The sequence below is a fragment of the Pseudomonas sp. H1_F01 genome (assembly GCF_054681425.1).
In genome coordinates this window covers 3,405,952-3,422,142 of the sequence record NZ_CP162823.1, presented here as the reverse complement: position 1 = coordinate 3,422,142, position 16,191 = coordinate 3,405,952, and the positions used below count along the sequence as shown (strand labels likewise).

At 59.8% G+C, this 16,191-nt stretch carries 15 protein-coding genes; 11 read left to right on the top strand and 4 right to left on the bottom strand.

The window, feature by feature from the left end; genetic code table 11:
- Positions 1-242: 242 nt before the first annotated feature.
- Positions 243-1,790, top strand: a complete 1,548-nt coding sequence (locus AB4O09_RS15645; protein WP_003201970.1) for a TerC family protein — start codon at positions 243-245, stop codon at positions 1,788-1,790.
- A 202-nt stretch (positions 1,791-1,992) separates the two neighbouring features.
- Entirely contained in the window at positions 1,993-3,558 is a 1,566-nt protein-coding gene (locus AB4O09_RS15640; protein ID WP_003201972.1) for a M10 family metallopeptidase C-terminal domain-containing protein, read from the top strand.
- A 48-nt stretch (positions 3,559-3,606) separates the two neighbouring features.
- On the opposite strand, the gene AB4O09_RS15635 is transcribed toward AB4O09_RS15640, so the two are convergent.
- Complete coding sequence (locus tag AB4O09_RS15635) at positions 3,607-4,989, bottom strand: XAC2610-related protein (RefSeq protein ID WP_003201974.1); 1,383 nt, start codon at positions 4,987-4,989, stop codon at positions 3,607-3,609.
- A gap of 155 nt (positions 4,990-5,144) precedes the next feature.
- Here AB4O09_RS15635 and AB4O09_RS15630 point away from each other — a divergent pair, with 155 nt between their 5' ends.
- Together AB4O09_RS15630 and AB4O09_RS15625 are read left to right on the top strand one after the other, a co-directional pair.
- Positions 5,145-5,774, top strand: a complete 630-nt coding sequence (locus tag AB4O09_RS15630; RefSeq protein WP_414880886.1) for a LysE family translocator — start codon at positions 5,145-5,147, stop codon at positions 5,772-5,774.
- Between the two features lie 63 nt (positions 5,775-5,837).
- Positions 5,838-6,518 (top strand): class I SAM-dependent methyltransferase, encoded by a 681-nt coding sequence (locus tag AB4O09_RS15625; RefSeq protein WP_460107178.1) that lies wholly within the window; start codon positions 5,838-5,840, stop codon positions 6,516-6,518.
- Here AB4O09_RS15625 and AB4O09_RS15620 read toward each other — a convergent pair.
- The 3 genes from AB4O09_RS15620 to AB4O09_RS15610 all read right to left on the bottom strand — a co-directional run bounded on the left by AB4O09_RS15620 (position 6,507) and on the right by AB4O09_RS15610 (position 9,887).
- A complete protein-coding gene (locus AB4O09_RS15620; RefSeq protein WP_177327720.1) occupies positions 6,507-7,178 on the bottom strand; it encodes a histidine phosphatase family protein in 672 nt (223 codons plus the stop codon). The genes AB4O09_RS15625 and AB4O09_RS15620 overlap by 12 nt on opposite strands.
- Before the next feature lie 67 nt (positions 7,179-7,245).
- Positions 7,246-8,484 carry an OprD family porin gene (locus AB4O09_RS15615; RefSeq protein ID WP_003201984.1) on the bottom strand — a complete coding sequence of 413 codons (1,239 nt, stop codon included), beginning with the start codon at positions 8,482-8,484 and terminating at the stop codon, positions 7,246-7,248.
- A gap of 119 nt (positions 8,485-8,603) precedes the next feature.
- The gene (locus AB4O09_RS15610) at positions 8,604-9,887 is read right to left on the bottom strand and encodes an MFS transporter (protein ID WP_460107175.1); all 1,284 of its coding nucleotides are present in this window, start codon (positions 9,885-9,887) and stop codon (positions 8,604-8,606) included.
- A 262-nt stretch (positions 9,888-10,149) separates the two neighbouring features.
- Here AB4O09_RS15610 and AB4O09_RS15605 point away from each other — a divergent pair, with 262 nt between their 5' ends.
- The 7 genes from AB4O09_RS15605 to AB4O09_RS15575 all read left to right on the top strand — a co-directional run bounded on the left by AB4O09_RS15605 (position 10,150) and on the right by AB4O09_RS15575 (position 16,191).
- Positions 10,150-11,097: a LysR family transcriptional regulator gene (locus tag AB4O09_RS15605; RefSeq protein ID WP_003201988.1), complete on the top strand. Its 948-nt coding sequence runs from the start codon at positions 10,150-10,152 to the stop codon at positions 11,095-11,097.
- 92 nt (positions 11,098-11,189) lie between these two features.
- Positions 11,190-11,981, top strand: a complete 792-nt coding sequence (locus tag AB4O09_RS15600; protein ID WP_013693398.1) for a putative hydro-lyase — start codon at positions 11,190-11,192, stop codon at positions 11,979-11,981.
- A gap of 40 nt (positions 11,982-12,021) precedes the next feature.
- Positions 12,022-12,561 (top strand): hypothetical protein, encoded by a 540-nt coding sequence (locus AB4O09_RS15595; RefSeq protein ID WP_013693399.1) that lies wholly within the window; start codon positions 12,022-12,024, stop codon positions 12,559-12,561.
- A 196-nt stretch (positions 12,562-12,757) separates the two neighbouring features.
- The gene (locus AB4O09_RS15590; RefSeq protein WP_003201993.1) at positions 12,758-13,678 is read left to right on the top strand and encodes a LysR family transcriptional regulator; all 921 of its coding nucleotides are present in this window, start codon (positions 12,758-12,760) and stop codon (positions 13,676-13,678) included.
- Between the two features lie 294 nt (positions 13,679-13,972).
- Complete coding sequence (locus AB4O09_RS15585; RefSeq protein ID WP_460107172.1) at positions 13,973-14,560, top strand: hypothetical protein; 588 nt, start codon at positions 13,973-13,975, stop codon at positions 14,558-14,560.
- Positions 14,557-15,453 (top strand): fatty acid desaturase family protein, encoded by an 897-nt coding sequence (locus AB4O09_RS15580; RefSeq protein ID WP_223528770.1) that lies wholly within the window; start codon positions 14,557-14,559, stop codon positions 15,451-15,453. Before AB4O09_RS15585 ends, AB4O09_RS15580 begins: the two co-directional genes overlap by 4 nt.
- A 3-nt stretch (positions 15,454-15,456) precedes the next feature.
- Positions 15,457-16,191, top strand: coding sequence for a metal-dependent hydrolase (locus tag AB4O09_RS15575; RefSeq protein ID WP_003201999.1), 735 nt, complete (start codon positions 15,457-15,459; stop codon positions 16,189-16,191).

Sequence of the window (16,191 nt, the reverse complement as noted above, 5' to 3'; positions counted from 1 at the left end):
GTCGACGCAGCGTTCTCATCAATCACCGCCCTGTCAGATCCTGTAATAAATCGCCTCGTCTGAAATGTTAGAAACCGTTGTAGGATTTCTTCCCCAATCATTTCCAGGTCTGTATGCACACCCTCCAGGAACCTCCCAGTCGCCTTTCAAAGAACTGCTTTCTCTCCTGCGTCCCTGTGGTCTGCTCTTGCGCGTTGCAGCCCCCTTCCCTCGCATTGATCGTCCGAGGGAGCGAATAATCCATGGAATGGATCGTTGACCCCACGGCATGGCTGGGCCTGCTGACCTTGATCGTGCTGGAGCTGGTACTCGGCATCGATAACCTCGTATTCATCGCCATCCTGGCTGACAAACTTCCGCCCGAGCAGCGCGACCGCGCCCGTATCATCGGCCTGTCCCTGGCATTGCTGATGCGCCTTGGCCTCCTCGCCAGCATCTCCTGGATGGTGACATTGACCAACCCGCTGTTCGAAGTTTTCGGCAAGACATTCTCGGGCCGGGACTTGATCATGCTGTTTGGCGGTGTGTTCCTGCTATTCAAGGCAACCATGGAGTTGCATGAGCGACTCGAGGGCCACGTGGCGCAACGTGCCGGCAATGCCGCCTATGCGATGTTCTGGCCTATCGTTGCGCAGATTGTGGTACTGGACGCGGTCTTTTCCCTGGATGCGGTGATTACGGCCGTGGGTATGGTGGAACACCTGTCGGTCATGATGATCGCGGTGATGTTCTCCATCGGCTTGATGATGATCGCGAGCAAACCGCTGACAAAATTCGTCAACGGCCACCCTACTGTCATCATGCTGTGCCTGGGTTTCCTGATGATGATCGGCTTCAGCCTCACCGCCGAGGGCCTGGGTTTCCACATTCCGAAAGGCTACTTGTACGCCGCGATTGGTTTCTCGATCCTGATCGAACTGTTCAACCAGTTGGCGCGCTCGCGTCGCAAGAAAAGCCTGCAAGGTCTTCGACCGGTGCGCGAACGTACCGCCCATGCGGTGTTGCGCCTGCTGGGCGGCCAAAAGCTGGATGCCGCTGAAGTCGGCGAGGAAATCGCCGATATGCTGGAAGGCGACGAACCGGAGCAGGTTTTCCATCGGCGCGAACGGGTCATGATCAGTGGCGTGCTGCAATTGGCCGAGCGCCCGATACGCAGTGTGATGACGCCTCGTGCGCAAATCGACCACCTCGACCTGGCAGATGCTCCGCAAGAAATCCGTACGGCGCTGATGCACTCTTCCTACTCACGCTTGCCGTTGATCCGGGAAGGACGCGTGGATGAGCCGCTTGGCTTTGTCCATAAGAAAGAACTGCTAAAGGAAATACTCGCCGGCAATCAGCCGAATCTGGAGGCCATGGCGCGCAAAGCCATCAACCTGCTGGACAGCTTCACGATCCTCAATGCACTGGAACAAATGCGTCAGGAGTCGACCCACATCGCGTTCGTGGTGAACGAGTTCGGTGACTTCGTGGGGCTTCTCACGATGACCGACATCCTGGAATCCATTGCAGGTGAACTGCCGGATGCCAGTGAAATCGAAGGCCCGAACATTGTTCCCCAGCAAGAGGGTTTCCTCGTCAGCGGTGCCCTGAATCTCAGTCAGGTTCGCGAACACATCGGCTTCCAGGCAAAAGCGACGGAGGATTACCAGACGCTTGCCGGGTTGGTAATGAGCCTGCTGGATCGCTTGCCGATCATTGGCGACACGCTCAGTTGGCAAGGATGGAGCATGACTGTGATGGAGGTTGAAGAGCGTCGGGTAACCAGGGTGCTGTTGCGTCAGGAATAAAGTACAGAACGAGGCCGCATTTACAGCGGCACAGCTTTAGTCGCTGCCATATCGGACTCGGGATCGCATACGTGTCCGACTGGCTGCGGATTACTGCTGACTATCAAGTCGGCTGCCAGATACCCCGTTTATCCATTGGTCTGGCGCACCAGTGGTTCCGGGCTAGAGTGATTCCTTCAGGATATTTTTGAAGGATGCAGACATGGCCAGCACTTACAGCGCCCCGGGGATCATGATCGTCGATATCGCCGGGCACACCGATAATGTCCAGGACATGATCTTACAGCCCGACGGTTCAGTACTGATCGCCGGCTTCAGTTACCACAGCGATGACCTGGATGACGGCAAGGATTTTTCCCTGACCCACCTCTACGCCGATGGTAGTTTGGATACGACCTACGGCAACGCTGGTCGGCTGGTGATTCACAAGCAAATCCCCCTCGACAAGGCGTACAGCCTTCAAGTCCAGGCCGATGGCGCCGTGGTGACGGCTCACGAAGGCCACGATGACACCCCTATCGTCCAGCGATGGGGGCCAGACGGTAAAGCCGATACCGCGTTCAACAGCAATGCCCAAGCCAGCCTGTCCAGCGGGTTCGGCGCCGCGCCGCTAGTGGACGTCAACGCCGACGGCAGCTTGCTGGTCGGTGCAATCGAGGGCAATACGTTGAAAGTGGCGCAGCTGCTTGCCGACGGCACGCGGGACCTGTCCTTCGGCACGGATGGTGTATTGACCTTGCAAGCCCAGGGAACGTTTGCATTCATGCAGGGCATCACCGTCCTGAAGGATGGCGGCGTGTTGGTCCAAGGCGCGCCAGGTTTTGACAACAGCCTGCTCAAATACACTGCCAGCGGGGAGCTGGACAGCCACTTTGGCGATAATGGCGTCGTCGCGCTAACCCACTTTGCCAGCTACAACGGCAACGTGGCTGTACAAGACGATGGCAAAATATTAGTCGCCAGCACTGTAGCTTACGATGATTTTTCCGTACTGCGGCTCAATGCCGATGGCAGCCCCGACACCAGTTTCGGTAATCAAGGGCTGGTCAGCATCGACTTGCCCGGGGTTTCGGCGGCAGCCAACGAAGTCACCCTGCAGAACGATGGAAAAATTTTGCTCAGCGGAAGCGCTTTTGCCAACGGCGGCAGCGACTATGCGGCCGTTCGGCTCAATGCCGATGGCAGCCTGGACACCACGTTTGGCAGCGCGGATGGCAACACAAGACTTACCGGCTCCTCTGGCCATGATGAATTGCAAGGCTTGGGTACTGACGAAATCCTGCGCGGTCTTTCAGGGGACGACGTGCTACAGGGCAATCTCGGCCGTGACCTGCTATCCGGCGGCTCGGGAAGCGATGTATTCAACTACGCCAATGTGGCCGACAGTTTTCGCACCGCTGACAGCAGCGGCAGTGACCGCATACTCGACTTCAACCCCAGTGAGGATCACATCGACCTCAGTGCCCTGGGCTTTACGGGTATCGGGAACGGATACGACGGCACCCTGGCGATCGGAACTAACGCAGACGATACCCGCACGTACCTGAAAAATTTCGAGGCCAATGCCGACGGCCAACGCTTCGAGCTGGTGCTCGACGGCAACCTTGCCGCACAGCTCAACGACAGTAACCTGATATTCAGCACGGCGAGCGACGCCGCCCGCTCCGGCTTCGATGCTGCCAAGGGCCAAGTCGAGCTTTACGCGCCTGAACACGTGGAGCTGACGCTGATAGGCAGCGTGAATTCACCCAGCTATGACCTGACCTGATCGGCCACGCAGTGGCTGAGCCAGCCTTCATCCCCATTAATGTCCTGCTCAACGCTGCTTCAAATAAACCCCCGTCAACATATCCGGGGAATCTGGCGCAGCGTTGTAATTGATGACCGCAAAATTCTTCACAAGCTGTATGTGATATGGGCCATTTTTCTCGGAAGCTTGCGGCTCGCGCACGATGATCAGGTTGTCGCTTTCCATCGGTACGATGTGATGCTCGGTCACGCCGCCCTTCAAGGTCACGGTGAATTCGGTGACTTCTTTCCCGTTGGCGTCGCGGTCCGGCAGGATCTTCAAGTCCAGGTCCGCGTCGCGCCCCAGGGCGTCCTGGCGCATCTGGTAATGGCCGCTGCGCAGGTCACGGTCGACGTCGTCGATTTTGTCGCCATCCAATTCGCGCTCTTCATCGTGCAGCAGGATCGCCAACTTGCGGTCGTCGCCCTGAGTGCCGCTGACCCAGGTGCCGGTGTGATTGTAGGGTTCGACGTTTTCCCGGGAGATCCTCCAGGTACCCGTTTGACGACCGTCATCGGCATATTCGTGGAGGCTGATGAGGTCGTCGTCGGCGTCTTCCCGGGTTCCCAGCAGCTTGATCGGTTCGCCACTGCCCGCCTGGGTATAGCGCACCTCGCCAATGATCACGACACCTTGCGCCTGGTACCAGAGTTCTACCGGGGTCTTGGCATCGAGGGTTCCGGCAAGAATCACCGGATCCTCCTTTTCCGGGCCTTCCAGGCTCGATTGTTCGCGCCACTGGCCATCTTTCAATTCGCCGGTGGTGCGTAGCGTGTAGCCGCTGGGCATGCTGGTATTTTCGCCTGGCTCGGTCGGCTGGATCTGCTCCTCGGTGTCTGAGTGAAGCAGGACCAATTCGTCGCCGCGCATTTTCCAGTGGGTGGCGCGAGTCCAGCAGCAGTCACGGTCGGTTTGCGAAAGCAGGACGCCGTCCAGCGGGCTGACGGCGAACATGCCTTTGCTGTCCTCCTTTGCCAGGCCCGTCAGCGCAGGGTTGAGGACCCACTGAGTTTTCTGCGGATCTTGCAGGTAGACGTCGAACGCCGGTTTGTAGCTCGCGTCGGGATCGTTGCCGTTACGAATCGCCAAGTCCAGGCGGCCATCGAAGTTGAAGTCGTCGAAGTACAACAGGCTCTGGGGGCCGAGTAGCCAGTTGTCGACTTTGCCGTTGCGGTCCACGGGCACATTGCCGGCGGGCGTCTGCAACTGCTGCAAGGCTTCGTGGGTGGCGTTGTCGCGAATGGTGATAAACGCGTGCGCCAGTTGATGCGGGTCTTCCGGCGGTTCCGGGAACAACACTTCGACCAGGTATTGGCCGCTGCGATCATTCACCGAAAACGCCCTTGGCTCGGCCATGACCGGGGCTACCAGCGTCATGGAAAGAAGCACACTGCTGACAAGCGAACGCATCCACCCACTTCCTTGCTGAAATTCGGGCCAGCAGTTTAGCGATTACCGTGATGCATCGCGAGAAACGACTGTTGCTATCAGATTGGCCCGGACTGTAACTGACGCCCTCCTCGTCATTCGCTTACTGTCGTGGCTCATCCCACGGAGTGATCCCCATGCCGGATACCGCCAATCTCTACCTGTTCGTGGTTGCTGTCGTGCTTCTGCTGATCGTCCCAGGGCCCAACATGGCCTTCGTCACCAGCCATGCGCTGGCCCACGGCTGGCGTGCCGGCGTTGCCGCCGCCCTTGGCATTTCCTTCTCGGACGTGCTCATGACGATGATGGTCAGCGCGGGCATTGGTGCGCTGGTGATGAGCTGGGCACCGGCGTTCGACATCCTGCGCCTGGCCGGGGCTGGTTATCTGCTGTGGCTTGCCTGGCAAGCACTGAGAACGCCAGCAGCGACTCAGGATAGCCAGCTCCAGTCGGCTTCGCTGTGGAAAATCTTCTGCCGCGGCGCCCTCAACAGCCTGTTGAATCCCAAGGCGCTGCTGTTCTTCATGGTGTTCCTGCCCCAGTTCGTCAACCTCAAGGTCGGCGGCGTGAGCCTGCAGTTGATCTTCCTGGGCGCGCTGCTGGCGCTGATTGCACTCATCTTCCATACGCTGCTGGGTGTTTGCGCCGCACAGCTCAGGGCGAAACTGGCAAGCGGCGGGATTTCAAGGCGCTTGGGCACGTATGGTTTTGCCGGGGTCATGGCAGCGCTGGCGGCACGCCTGTTGTTTCTTGACCGCCCGCTTTGAGCACTGACTTCCCTGCGCCAGCGATTGGCCTATGCTTAGCCAATCCATTGCGGAGCTGGATCAATGTCATCCTCGGAAACCACCCTCCTTCAAAGCTGGCACCACAATGCCCAATCCTGGATCGAAGCCATCCGTACAGGTGCCATCGAAAGCCGGCTGACGGTCACGGACCAGGCCATGCTACTGGCGGTACAGAGCCGCCAGCCCGAGCGCGTGCTCGATCTGGGTTGCGGCGAAGGTTGGCTGTTGCGGGCGCTGGCTGAACGGGGCATCGAAGCGGTCGGTGTGGATGGCGACGCGACGCTGGTCGATGCGGCGCGGGCGGCGGGTTCCTCGCCAGTGCATCTGGCAAGCTATGACGCGCTGGTGGAGGCGAAGGTGGACGTCGGCAGCGGCTACGACCTGATCTGCGCCAATTTCGCCCTGTTGCACCAGGACATCATCCCATTGCTCGCCGCGATGAATGCTCTGCTCAGCCCAGGCGGCGCGCTGGTGGTTCAGACGCTGCATCCATGGACCGTGGCGGCGGGCGATTATCAGGACGGCTGGCGAGAAGAAACCTTCGATGGGTTCAAAGGCCAATGGCAACGTATGCCGTGGTACTTCCGCACCTTGTCCAGTTGGCTCAACGCCCTGGACATGGCCAGTTTCCGATTGGTGGTCCTGCAGGAACCGCAGCATCCACAAAGCCCGATGCCGCAGTCGTTACTGCTGGTGGCCGAGCAATCCCCGTCATGGCGTTAGCGACTCGACGGTAAAACACCCCGAGCGATACACCCTGCGCGCCTGCAGTCCGCGCTTTTGCAGGGTTTTCCTGACAGTTCTGAGAAACATGCCGTGGGAGATAACGATCGTGGTCTTTCCCGGTTCGCCGCAGCTGCTGTAAAGCTCATCGGCGACACCGAGCGCCCGCTGGTGTTCGGCTTTCCGGCTGGCGGCTCCCAGTGAAATCCCCAGCAACCACAGGATCCTGTGCAAGGCGAACCAATGCCTCACGCCCATTTTCAAGACGGGAATGCTGCTCAGCCGCAGGTCGTATTCACGTAGTCGAGCATCCTGTTGGATACGTGTGGCTTCGAATAGCCGGCATGCCGTCGCGTAGGCTCTGTTGACGGGCGAGGAAATGATGTTGGCTTCGGTCGCCAAAAGCACTTGGGACAAGTCCGGTTGGCTCAGGAATGCGGCAATTTCACCCTCATCGATGGACGAGGTCTGATTGTATTCATCCAGCAGCAGCTTGGCCGAATGCGCATTGCAGGGTTTGTAATCGATCAGCGGCGTGGCATGGCGTATCAGGTAAATCACAGCGACAGCTCCCTTGTGTTGTCTTGAAAATCCCTTTCGAAGCGCACCTGTATACAGGCAACGACGCCATTGATCGAGTGCAATGCTATTTTTATTCAAGGAGTGATGACCCTGTGGCGAGGGAGCCAGCTCTCTTGCCACAGGATCGGTTTTACCGGCGATCTCTTTACCAAAGCGCCATCGTGTAGCTGACAATCAACCGGTTCTCATCCAGGTCATTGCCAAAATTCGAGCGCACCGTCGCGTTGCGCCATTTCAAGCCCAGGCCCTTCAACGTTCCGTCCTGTACCACATAGGCGATATCCGTGTTGCGCTCCCATTCCTTGCCTTCGCCCGGTGCGCTGCGCTGGACGTTGTCGCCGGTGATGTAGCGGGTCATGAAGGTCAACCCGGGTACGCCAATGGCCGCAAAATTGTAGTCATAGCGCGCTTGCCAGGAACGCTCGTCGATGTTGGCGAAGTCGCCGATCTGCACGAAGTTGACCAGGTAGGGATCGCTGCGTCCGATGTACGGGAACGGATCGTCGCCGCTCATGCGCTGGTAGCCCAGGCCCAACGCATGGCCCGCCAGGCTGTAGGTGAACATGGCGCCGAAGGCCTGGTTGTCGAGTTCGCGAAAACTGCCGTCTTCGGTGCTGCGCGAATAGCGCAAGTCACTCTTGAACGACTGGCCTGCGCCCAGGTCCAGGGTGTGGACGAAGCCGAGGTAGTTCTGCTGGTAGATGTCTTCCAACAGGCTATAGCGGTATTGCGCGCTGAGGTTCGGCAGGAACTGATAGTCCGCTCCGGCGAACTGGAACTTGTCGCTGCTGCCGCCGATGCGGTTGGCGGTCATGTCCTGGTAGTCGGTGGAGTCGACAAAATTGATCTGCGTGAGTTGCCCGGCGGTCAGCTTCAAGCGATCGATTTCCTGCACGCTCAGCAAGCCGCCCTTGAAGGTTCCTGGCAACAGGCGCGTGTCGTTGGAACTCACCGCAGGGTCCTTGATCTGCAACGTTCCCAGTTTCAAGGTGCTGTTGGACACACGGACTTTGGCGGTCAGGCCCAGTTCGCCATAGCGGTCTTGCGAACCGCCAGACAAATCCGCTGGCAGCAGGTTGGTGCCCGCCGTACCGCCCCCGGAGTCCAGTTTGAAACCGGCCATGCCCAAGGCATCGAGGCCGAAACCCACGGTCCCGGCGGTGTATCCCGACTCCATCCGCAGCAGAAAGCCCTGCGCCCATTCTTCGGCCTTGTCCCGTGCCCCTTCCTGGCGAAAGTCACGGTTGAAGTAGAAGTTGCGGGCCTCCAGGCTGCCTTTGCTGTCGGCGATGAAGTCGGCCTGGGCGTTCGGCACGCCGATCAGGCTCAGGCCCAGCAACGTACCGGCGGGGGTATAAAACCAGGTGGATGTGAAATGCCCCATGGCATGCTCCTTTTTTATGGACGCGAGCGAACCCTCTCGGTGGCGTTGCAATCGCGTCCGATGGTTGTTGTTTTAAGGGGTGTAGCGGCGTCCGCGCTGTGCACGGACGTCACAGGTAGTCAGGACTCGAGTTGTCTGCCGCGGGTTTCCGGCAGGCTCAACGCCGCCAGGATCACCACGCCATAGGCGCCAGCGGCGAATACGCCGATCCCGGTGCCGATGGGCAAGGTGTTGCTCAACGCGCCGATGAACAAAGGGAACAGCGCCGCGATGGAACGCCCGGCGTTGTAGCAGAATCCCTGCCCCGACCCGCGCATGCGGGTGGGAAACAGCTCGGTCAGGAATGCGCCCATGCCGGCGAAGATGCCCGAGGCGAAGAAGCCCAGTGGAAAGCCCAGCCAGAGCATCCAGGTGTTATCGATGGGCAACTGGGTGTAGGCCAGGACGATTGCCATTGAGCCGACTGCGAACAGGATGAAGTTCTTCTTGCGGCCGATGGCATCGGTCAGCAATGCACTGGTCACGTAGCCGATGTAGGAACCGACGATGACCATCGCCAGGTAGCCGCCAGTACCGAGCACACTAAGGCCGCGTTCGGTTTTCAGGTACGTCGGCAACCAAGTGGTAATGGCGTAGTAGCCACCCAGCGCGCCGGTGGTCAACAGCGAGGCGCGCAACGTGGTGCTGAGCATCCGTGGGGCAAATATCTCGAAGAATGCCCAGCGAGAGCCCAGTTCCGGCTTGGCCTGACGCTCCCGCACCGCATGTTCGAAGGTATCCGACTCCTTGACCAGTCGACGGATCACCAGCACAAACAACGCCGGCACCAGGCCGATCATGAACAACGCCCGCCAGGCGTCTTCCGGCGGCAGGAAACTGAACAGCCCGGCATACAACAGCGCCGTCACTCCCCAGCCCAGCGCCCATCCGGCCTGCACCATGCCCACTGCTTTGCCACGGTCCTTGGAGCGGATCACCTCGCCAATCAATACCGCCCCTGCGGTCCATTCACCGCCGAAGCCAAAGCCCATCAAGGTCCGGGCCACCAGCAATTGCTCGTAGTTCTGCGCCAGCCCACACAGGAAGGTGAAGAATGCGAACCACAGGACCGTCATTTGCAGGGTCCGTACTCGGCCGATGCGGTCGGACAGGATCCCGGCAATCCAACCGCCGGCCGCCGAGGCCAGCAGCGTGCAGGTGCCGATCAAGCCGGCGTCGCCCTTGGAAATCCCCCAGGTCGCGATCAGGGTCGGGATGACGAAACTCAGCATCTGCGTATCCATGCCGTCCAGGGCATAACCGATCTTGCAGCTCCAGAATGTACGTTTTTCATTTTTCGACAGGGGGCCGTACCAACTGAACGGGCCCGTGCGCCCTGTCCCGGTGGTTACGCAGTCAGTCATGGTCTTTTCCATGGAAGGTTCCTGCGGCAGCAAGCGAAGATGACGGACACGCCTCGTTATTTTTTTGTGAAGGCGTTGTCGTTGGGGATGCGGACGCAGTGGCTGCGTCGTGGAGCGGATTCTTGGTGGCGAATCGGCACAGCGTCAAACGGGAAAAACAACAGATGGGACATAAGAAAATTTGATGCCCCAACGGCCCGATCTGGAGTAACAATTGCAAAACAATTGCAACATAAGAACCACACGCCCCCAGAGAGCCTTCATGAACCTCAAATTCCTCGAAACCTTTGTCTGGGTCGCCCGGCTACAGAGTTTCAGCCTCACCGCCGAGAAGATGTTCAGCACCCAGGCGGCGATCTCCAGCCGGATCGCTTCGCTGGAAGAGGAGTTGGGCCTGCGCCTGTTCGTACGGGATTCACGCGGGGTTTCGCTGACACCCGAAGGCCTCAAGGTGCTCGACTACGCCGAACAGATGCTCGAAGTGCAGCGGGCGTTGAAGCAGTCACTGGACACCAGCAGCCCGCAACAAGGCCTGGTGCGCATCGGCGTGATGGATACGGTGATCCACACCTGGCTCAGCCCGTTGATGTCGATGCTGATGCAAGCCTTCCCCGCCGTGGAAATCGAAATCACCGCCGATGCCGCGCGCAATCTCTGCGAGCAATTGCAGAAAGGCTACCTGGACATCGTGTTCCAGACCGATCTGGTCCGCCACGAAAGCGTGCGCAACCTGGAACTGGGGCACTATCCCATGCACTGGATCGCCGCCAGCCAGTCGATCTATGCCCGCCCCTATGCGTCGCTGGTGGAGATGGCCGGTGAGCGCATCATCACCTTCGTCAAGCATTCGCGACCGCATCAGGATGTGCTCAACCTGTTGTACGCCCATGGCGTGAGTGCGCCGCGGGTCAGTTGCGTCAACTCGGTATCGGCCATGACCCGGCTGATTCGTGACGGATTCGGCATCGGCGCCCTACCCGCCGCGCTGGTGGCCAAGCCCCTGGCCAGCGGCGAATTGATCCAGCTCGAACCCGGCACCGCCCTGCCCCAACTCGACGTCGTCGCCTCGTGGCGCGCTGGTGTCGGCCTGGAACTGATCGAGAACATCGTCCAGATGAGTCGCCAGGTGGTCAGCCAATACGCCGTTGATGTCGGGCCGCTACGCATGGTGGCGGCCCCCGGCCTGAACAGCCAACCTCCTCTTGAATAACTTTTAGTTGTCACGGGGTAGCAATATTCCTTGTTGGACGTCATCGCCACGGTGTTCTCAAAGTAGCGAACGAACGCTTGGAGAGCCCCGTAATGATGTCCTTCGAACAACTGCAGCAATGCACGCCCCTGGCCCTGCGCCAAAACATCGCCGCCGGCCAGTACCAGGGCCATACCAGCGGCCTGGGCCAGGGCCGCGTGCAAGCCAATATCGTGATCCTGCCCGGCGACTGGGCCAATGAATTCCTGCGCTACTGCACCCTCAACCGCCAGGCCTGTCCGGTGCTTGATGTGACCGAGCCAGGCGATCCGTTCTTGCGCAACCTGGGCGCCGCCATCGATATCCGCCACGAGGTGCCTCAATACCGGGTCTACCGCCACGGCGAGTTGAGCGAAGCGCCGTTGGACATCGAGCACCTGTGGCAGGACGACCTGGTGGCCTTCGCCCTCGGTTGCTCGTTCTCGTTCGAACAACCCCTGCTGGAGGCCGGCATCCGTTTGCGGCACATTGAGTTGGGGCGCAATGTCGCGATGTTCCAGACCAACATCGACACACGCCCCACCGCCCGCCTGTCTGGCAAAATGGTGGTGACCATGCGGCCGATGAAAGCCGCCGCGGCCATCCAGGCGATCCAGATTACCGGGCGCATGCCCAACGTTCACGGCGCCCCGGTGCACATCGGCGATCCGTCACTGATCGGCATTCAATCCCTGGACTCGCCGGATTACGGCGATGCCGTGCCGGTGGCAGCGGACGAGATCCCGGTATTCTGGGCCTGCGGCGTGACGCCTCAATCGGTGGTCCAGGCCTCACGTCCACCGCTGTGCATCACCCACGCCCCGGGCTGCATGCTGGTGACGGACTTATGGAACAGTGATTTGTAAACCTCGGACGAGGCTGTTTTTCAACTTGAAGGGACACACGATGAACACCGCTCAGCAATCGATTCAACAGTACATCAGCGCCAAGGACGGCAACCGCCCTCACCTGCTGGACCAGGCTTTTACACCGACTGCTATTCTGCACATGGTGGTGCGCACCGGTTCCATCACGTTTCCCGACCACGTCGAAGGCCGTACCGCCATTGGCGACGTGCTGGTCAGTCGCTTTGGCCAGACCTTCGAAAACGTCTACACGTTCTGCCTGGCCGCCCCGCCACCGGCCAACGCCGAGGCATTCCAGTGCAAATGGCTGGTGGCGATGTCCGACAAGAACAGCGGCGAGGCACGCGTCGGTTGCGGCTGGTATGACTGGCAGTTCGATCCGGCGTCAAGCCTGGCCGAGCGACTGACCATCACCATCGAACACATGAAGACCCTGCCGGCGACCGATCTACCGATGATCATGGCCTGGGCATCGCGACTGGAGTACCCATGGTGCCAGCCTGAAGCGGTTATCGATAACGTGCCGGATCTGGACGAGTTGCAAGAAGTAGTTCTGTACATGGCTAATGCCGAGCAGTGAAGAATATGAAGCTTGCCTAGCCACTGTGCGAGGGACTTTTCTGTGGGAGCAAGGCTTGCCCGCGATGCAGGCGCCTCGGTTCCCAGGGAGAGCGCATTGACCTCATCGCGGGCAAGCCTTGCTCCCACAGGGTGTGGAGACACTCCCCGCGCCACAGTTTCTATGCTCCCATGACTGCGCCAAGGAATCGCCCCAAATGAACATCAAGTTTCTCGAAACCTTCGTCTGGGTCGCCCGCCTGAAGAGCTTTCGCCTCACCGCGGAAAAGCTGTTCACCACCCAGGCGTCCATTTCCAGTCGGATCGCCGCCCTGGAGGACGAAATGGGCGTGCGCCTGTTCGTGCGCGATTCCAAAGGTGTATCGCTGACCTCCGAAGGCCAGCGCGTGCTGGAGTACGCCGAGCGCATCATGGACACCATGCAAAGCATGAAAGCCGTGATCAAGGATCCGCGCCAGGTGCGCGGCCGGATTCGCATCGGTGCGATGGATACGGTGATCCACACCTGGCTCAGCCCCTTGGTGACACGCCTGATGGAATGTTACCCGGCCCTGGAAATCGAACTCTCGGCCGACACCGCGAGCAACCTGTGCTCGCAACTGGAAAAAGGCTACCAGGACATCATTTTCCAGACCGACATCCTGCGCCTGGACAGCGTGCGCAACGCGCTGCTGACCCGTTACCCGATGCACTGGGTGGTGCGCACCGGCTCCGCCTATGACCGGTCCTATGCATCGCTGGAGGACTTGTCCCAGGAACGCATCGTGACGTTCTCGCGCAACTCACGGCCCCACCAGGACATCCTCAACCTGCTGCACTCGGCCAACATCGTCTCGCCACGCATCAACTGCGTGAACTCGGCCTCGGCCATTACCCGCCTGGTTCGCGACGGCTTTGGCATTGGCGCCATGCCCGCGGCGCTGGTCCTCGGCGAACTGGCCCAAGGCACATTGACGTTGGTGGACGGTGTGCCGCTGCCATCGGTCATGGACATCGTGGCCAGTTGGCGGACCGGCGCGGGAATGGAACGGGTGGAAGACATCGTCAGCCTGACCCGCGAAGTGGTCAGCGAATTCGTCGCACAATTACCGGCCGGGTACCGACTCGATATGAATTAAGCCGCACATTCATTTCGTCATCAGATATTCACACCGGTGACATACCGTGGGCACCGATTGATCCCGTCCCTCGATCGGTGAGCCATCTGCCTGATGCAAGCATTCCTGAAAAAAACAACGCCCAACGCGCCGACTACAACGACGAATCATCGGGAACACAGGCATGACGCGCAGAACAGCGACAGATCCCGTGAAGGTGAGATCTGTGTTCGGTTCCTGTCGTGTGCAGACATCCCCTCGTTGCTTGAGCTCGAGCAAAAGAAATGGACGGACGATCAGCGGGCCGATGCCGCCATGCTGGCCTCCCGAATCGCTGCATTCCCTGCCCTGAGTGTCGGTGCGTTTTGCACACGCAGCGGCACCGCGCAGGCATCGCTGTTCATGAAACCGACCCGGCACGATCATATTCGCCAATGCCCGACCTGGGCAGACTGCGCGAGGAAAGAGCAGGGTGACGAAGCGGCCGGAACGAATGCGTTGTTTGGCATCAGCCTGAGCAGCGTCGACCCGAAAGCGGCCAATGCGATTTTCGAGTTCTTCTGGCCCTACGCGCTGAAACAAGGCTGGTCGGTCATCTACCTGGGATCCCCTGTCCCGGGCCTAAGGGATTGGCGCTCGAAAAACCCGGGTATCACGCTGGCGCACTACATCCTGAGTAAACGCCAAGGGCTGCCGTTGGACCCACAGTTGCGGTATTACTTCAAAAAAGGCTTTCGCAAGATTGTCGCCATCAAAGACAACTACTTCCCCCATGAACCTTCGCTGGATGTTGGCGTGCTGATCCAAGGCAAAGTGCCGCTGTCGGGCCTTTCGTTCATCTGGAAGAGAGTTCCGTTGCCCTGGTTGCAACGCATGAAAAAACTGGTCTTCGTGTGCCTGTGAACACCTCCCAGGCTGTAGACGTTGCGCGCGCAGTGGCTTTTCCTTCATCGAGCAGCAATCTTCCCAGCTACCTATTCATGATGCTGTGTGTCCTGAATAGCACCGCGATTGCCTGGCTGGCGACGCACGAGGCATTCGTATGGCTGGCTGTCGCGCCACTGATCGTGCTCCAGGCAATCCTGATGATCGGTGTCCAGGAGATCAAGCATCAAGGCGTGCATCGCCAGTTCCTCGTGGGCACACGGCTCAATGACGCAGTGGGTGTGTTCGCGGCGGGCATTTTTGCGGCCAACTTCGTGGGCTACCGCTACTTCCACCTCGAACACCACCGCAAGACCTGTCAGGCCGATGATCCCGAAGGCTTGATGTACGAACAGACCTGGCCGACCCGCTGGATCAGCCTGCTGGGCGCCGCAGAGCAACTCTGGGTGGCGATCTCCACCAACAGGATCTCCCGCCGCTACTTGCCGCCACACGCGGTCTGGCGCTGGCGCTGGAACAACGCCTTGATCGTCGTTTTTGCCGGTGCGCTGGCGTTCGGTCTCTATGAGGTGCCTCGCCTGGTCGTCTGCGTCTATCTGCTCCCGTATTGCCTGTTTGCCTGGATGGATTTCTGGCTGACGCAGGCCGAGCACTATGGCGTACGGATCTCGGCCCAAGGCCCGCGCCGCGCGCCCTGTGAGATCACCACAGACGTGCGCCTGCCAAAGGCCCTCTCCTGGCTGATCCTGCATCGCTCGCTGCATCGCACCCACCATCATGCGCCGGCAACCCGCTGGTTCCACGCGTACGCGCAATCGACGGTGCTTGCCAAAGACAAGCCCGGTGGCATGACAGACCTGCCCGCGTTCGTTGCGACATGGATGCGACTCGGCCCCCGACTCTGGAAATAAGCCATGAAAAACAACTGCGAGCCCTTCTGGAACGACACACCGATCAGGACCTACCTGTTCGATGCCTTTTCGGTGCTGCTTCCTGCCGGCGAACAATTCGTGATTTCTGTGGTGGAATCATCCGCTTTGCAGTTGCCGCCAACCTCGACACTGGCTGACCAGTCGCGCGACTTCGTGGCCGAGGAGCGCGCCCACCAGCGAGCCCATCGTCTCTACAACCAACAACTGGAAAAGCAGGGTTTTGAAGTCAAGAAATACGAACGCGAGATCGAAAAGGACCTCGATGCCCTGCGCGCCAAACTGTCACTCCATGCGCAGCTGTCCCTGGCCGCGGCGTTCGAGCATGTGACGGCCGTCACCTCGCGGATCGCTTTGCGCAGCGGCGGGCTGCTTTCTACCAGCGCCTCCCCGCAAACACGCCTGTGGCGCTGGCACTGCGCCGAAGAAGTGGCTCATCAGCACGTCACCACCGATCTGCTCCAGGCGTTGGGTGTTCCCTATTGGCAGCGGATTTTCTATTTTTTGGCCGCATCGGCGCTGATGACCTTCGATGTCCTGCGGCATCTGCACGGTTTTGCTCGCCTGGACGTTGCCCGCGGCCGCGTCAGCACCCGGCAACTGGGACGGGCCACGGGGCGCCTGCTGCTGCGCGATGGCGCGAACCTGGCGCTGCTGGCAGCCGGATGGGCTGCCTACTTTCTTCCGCTGAAAACGAATGCGGTGGCGGACTGTAAGTGA

What these genes read in the sequence shown, in the direction of transcription:
- AB4O09_RS15585 (WP_460107172.1), top strand. Translation starts at nt 13,973, where the DNA reads ATGCTGGCCTCCCGAATCGCTGCATTCCCTGCCCTGAGTGTCGGTGCG.
- AB4O09_RS15605 (WP_003201988.1), top strand. Translation starts at nt 10,150, where the DNA reads ATGAACCTCAAATTCCTCGAAACCTTTGTCTGGGTCGCCCGGCTACAG.
- AB4O09_RS15615 (WP_003201984.1), bottom strand. Translation starts at nt 8,484, where the DNA reads ATGGGGCATTTCACATCCACCTGGTTTTATACCCCCGCCGGTACGTTG.
- AB4O09_RS15645 (WP_003201970.1), top strand. Translation starts at nt 243, where the DNA reads ATGGAATGGATCGTTGACCCCACGGCATGGCTGGGCCTGCTGACCTTG.
- AB4O09_RS15590 (WP_003201993.1), top strand. Translation starts at nt 12,758, where the DNA reads ATGAACATCAAGTTTCTCGAAACCTTCGTCTGGGTCGCCCGCCTGAAG.
- AB4O09_RS15610 (WP_460107175.1), bottom strand. Translation starts at nt 9,887, where the DNA reads ATGACTGACTGCGTAACCACCGGGACAGGGCGCACGGGCCCGTTCAGT.
- AB4O09_RS15595 (WP_013693399.1), top strand. Translation starts at nt 12,022, where the DNA reads ATGAACACCGCTCAGCAATCGATTCAACAGTACATCAGCGCCAAGGAC.
- AB4O09_RS15600 (WP_013693398.1), top strand. Translation starts at nt 11,190, where the DNA reads ATGATGTCCTTCGAACAACTGCAGCAATGCACGCCCCTGGCCCTGCGC.
- AB4O09_RS15635 (WP_003201974.1), bottom strand. Translation starts at nt 4,989, where the DNA reads ATGCGTTCGCTTGTCAGCAGTGTGCTTCTTTCCATGACGCTGGTAGCC.
- AB4O09_RS15630 (WP_414880886.1), top strand. Translation starts at nt 5,145, where the DNA reads ATGCCGGATACCGCCAATCTCTACCTGTTCGTGGTTGCTGTCGTGCTT.
- AB4O09_RS15575 (WP_003201999.1), top strand. Translation starts at nt 15,457, where the DNA reads ATGAAAAACAACTGCGAGCCCTTCTGGAACGACACACCGATCAGGACC.
- AB4O09_RS15625 (WP_460107178.1), top strand. Translation starts at nt 5,838, where the DNA reads ATGTCATCCTCGGAAACCACCCTCCTTCAAAGCTGGCACCACAATGCC.
- AB4O09_RS15640 (WP_003201972.1), top strand. Translation starts at nt 1,993, where the DNA reads ATGGCCAGCACTTACAGCGCCCCGGGGATCATGATCGTCGATATCGCC.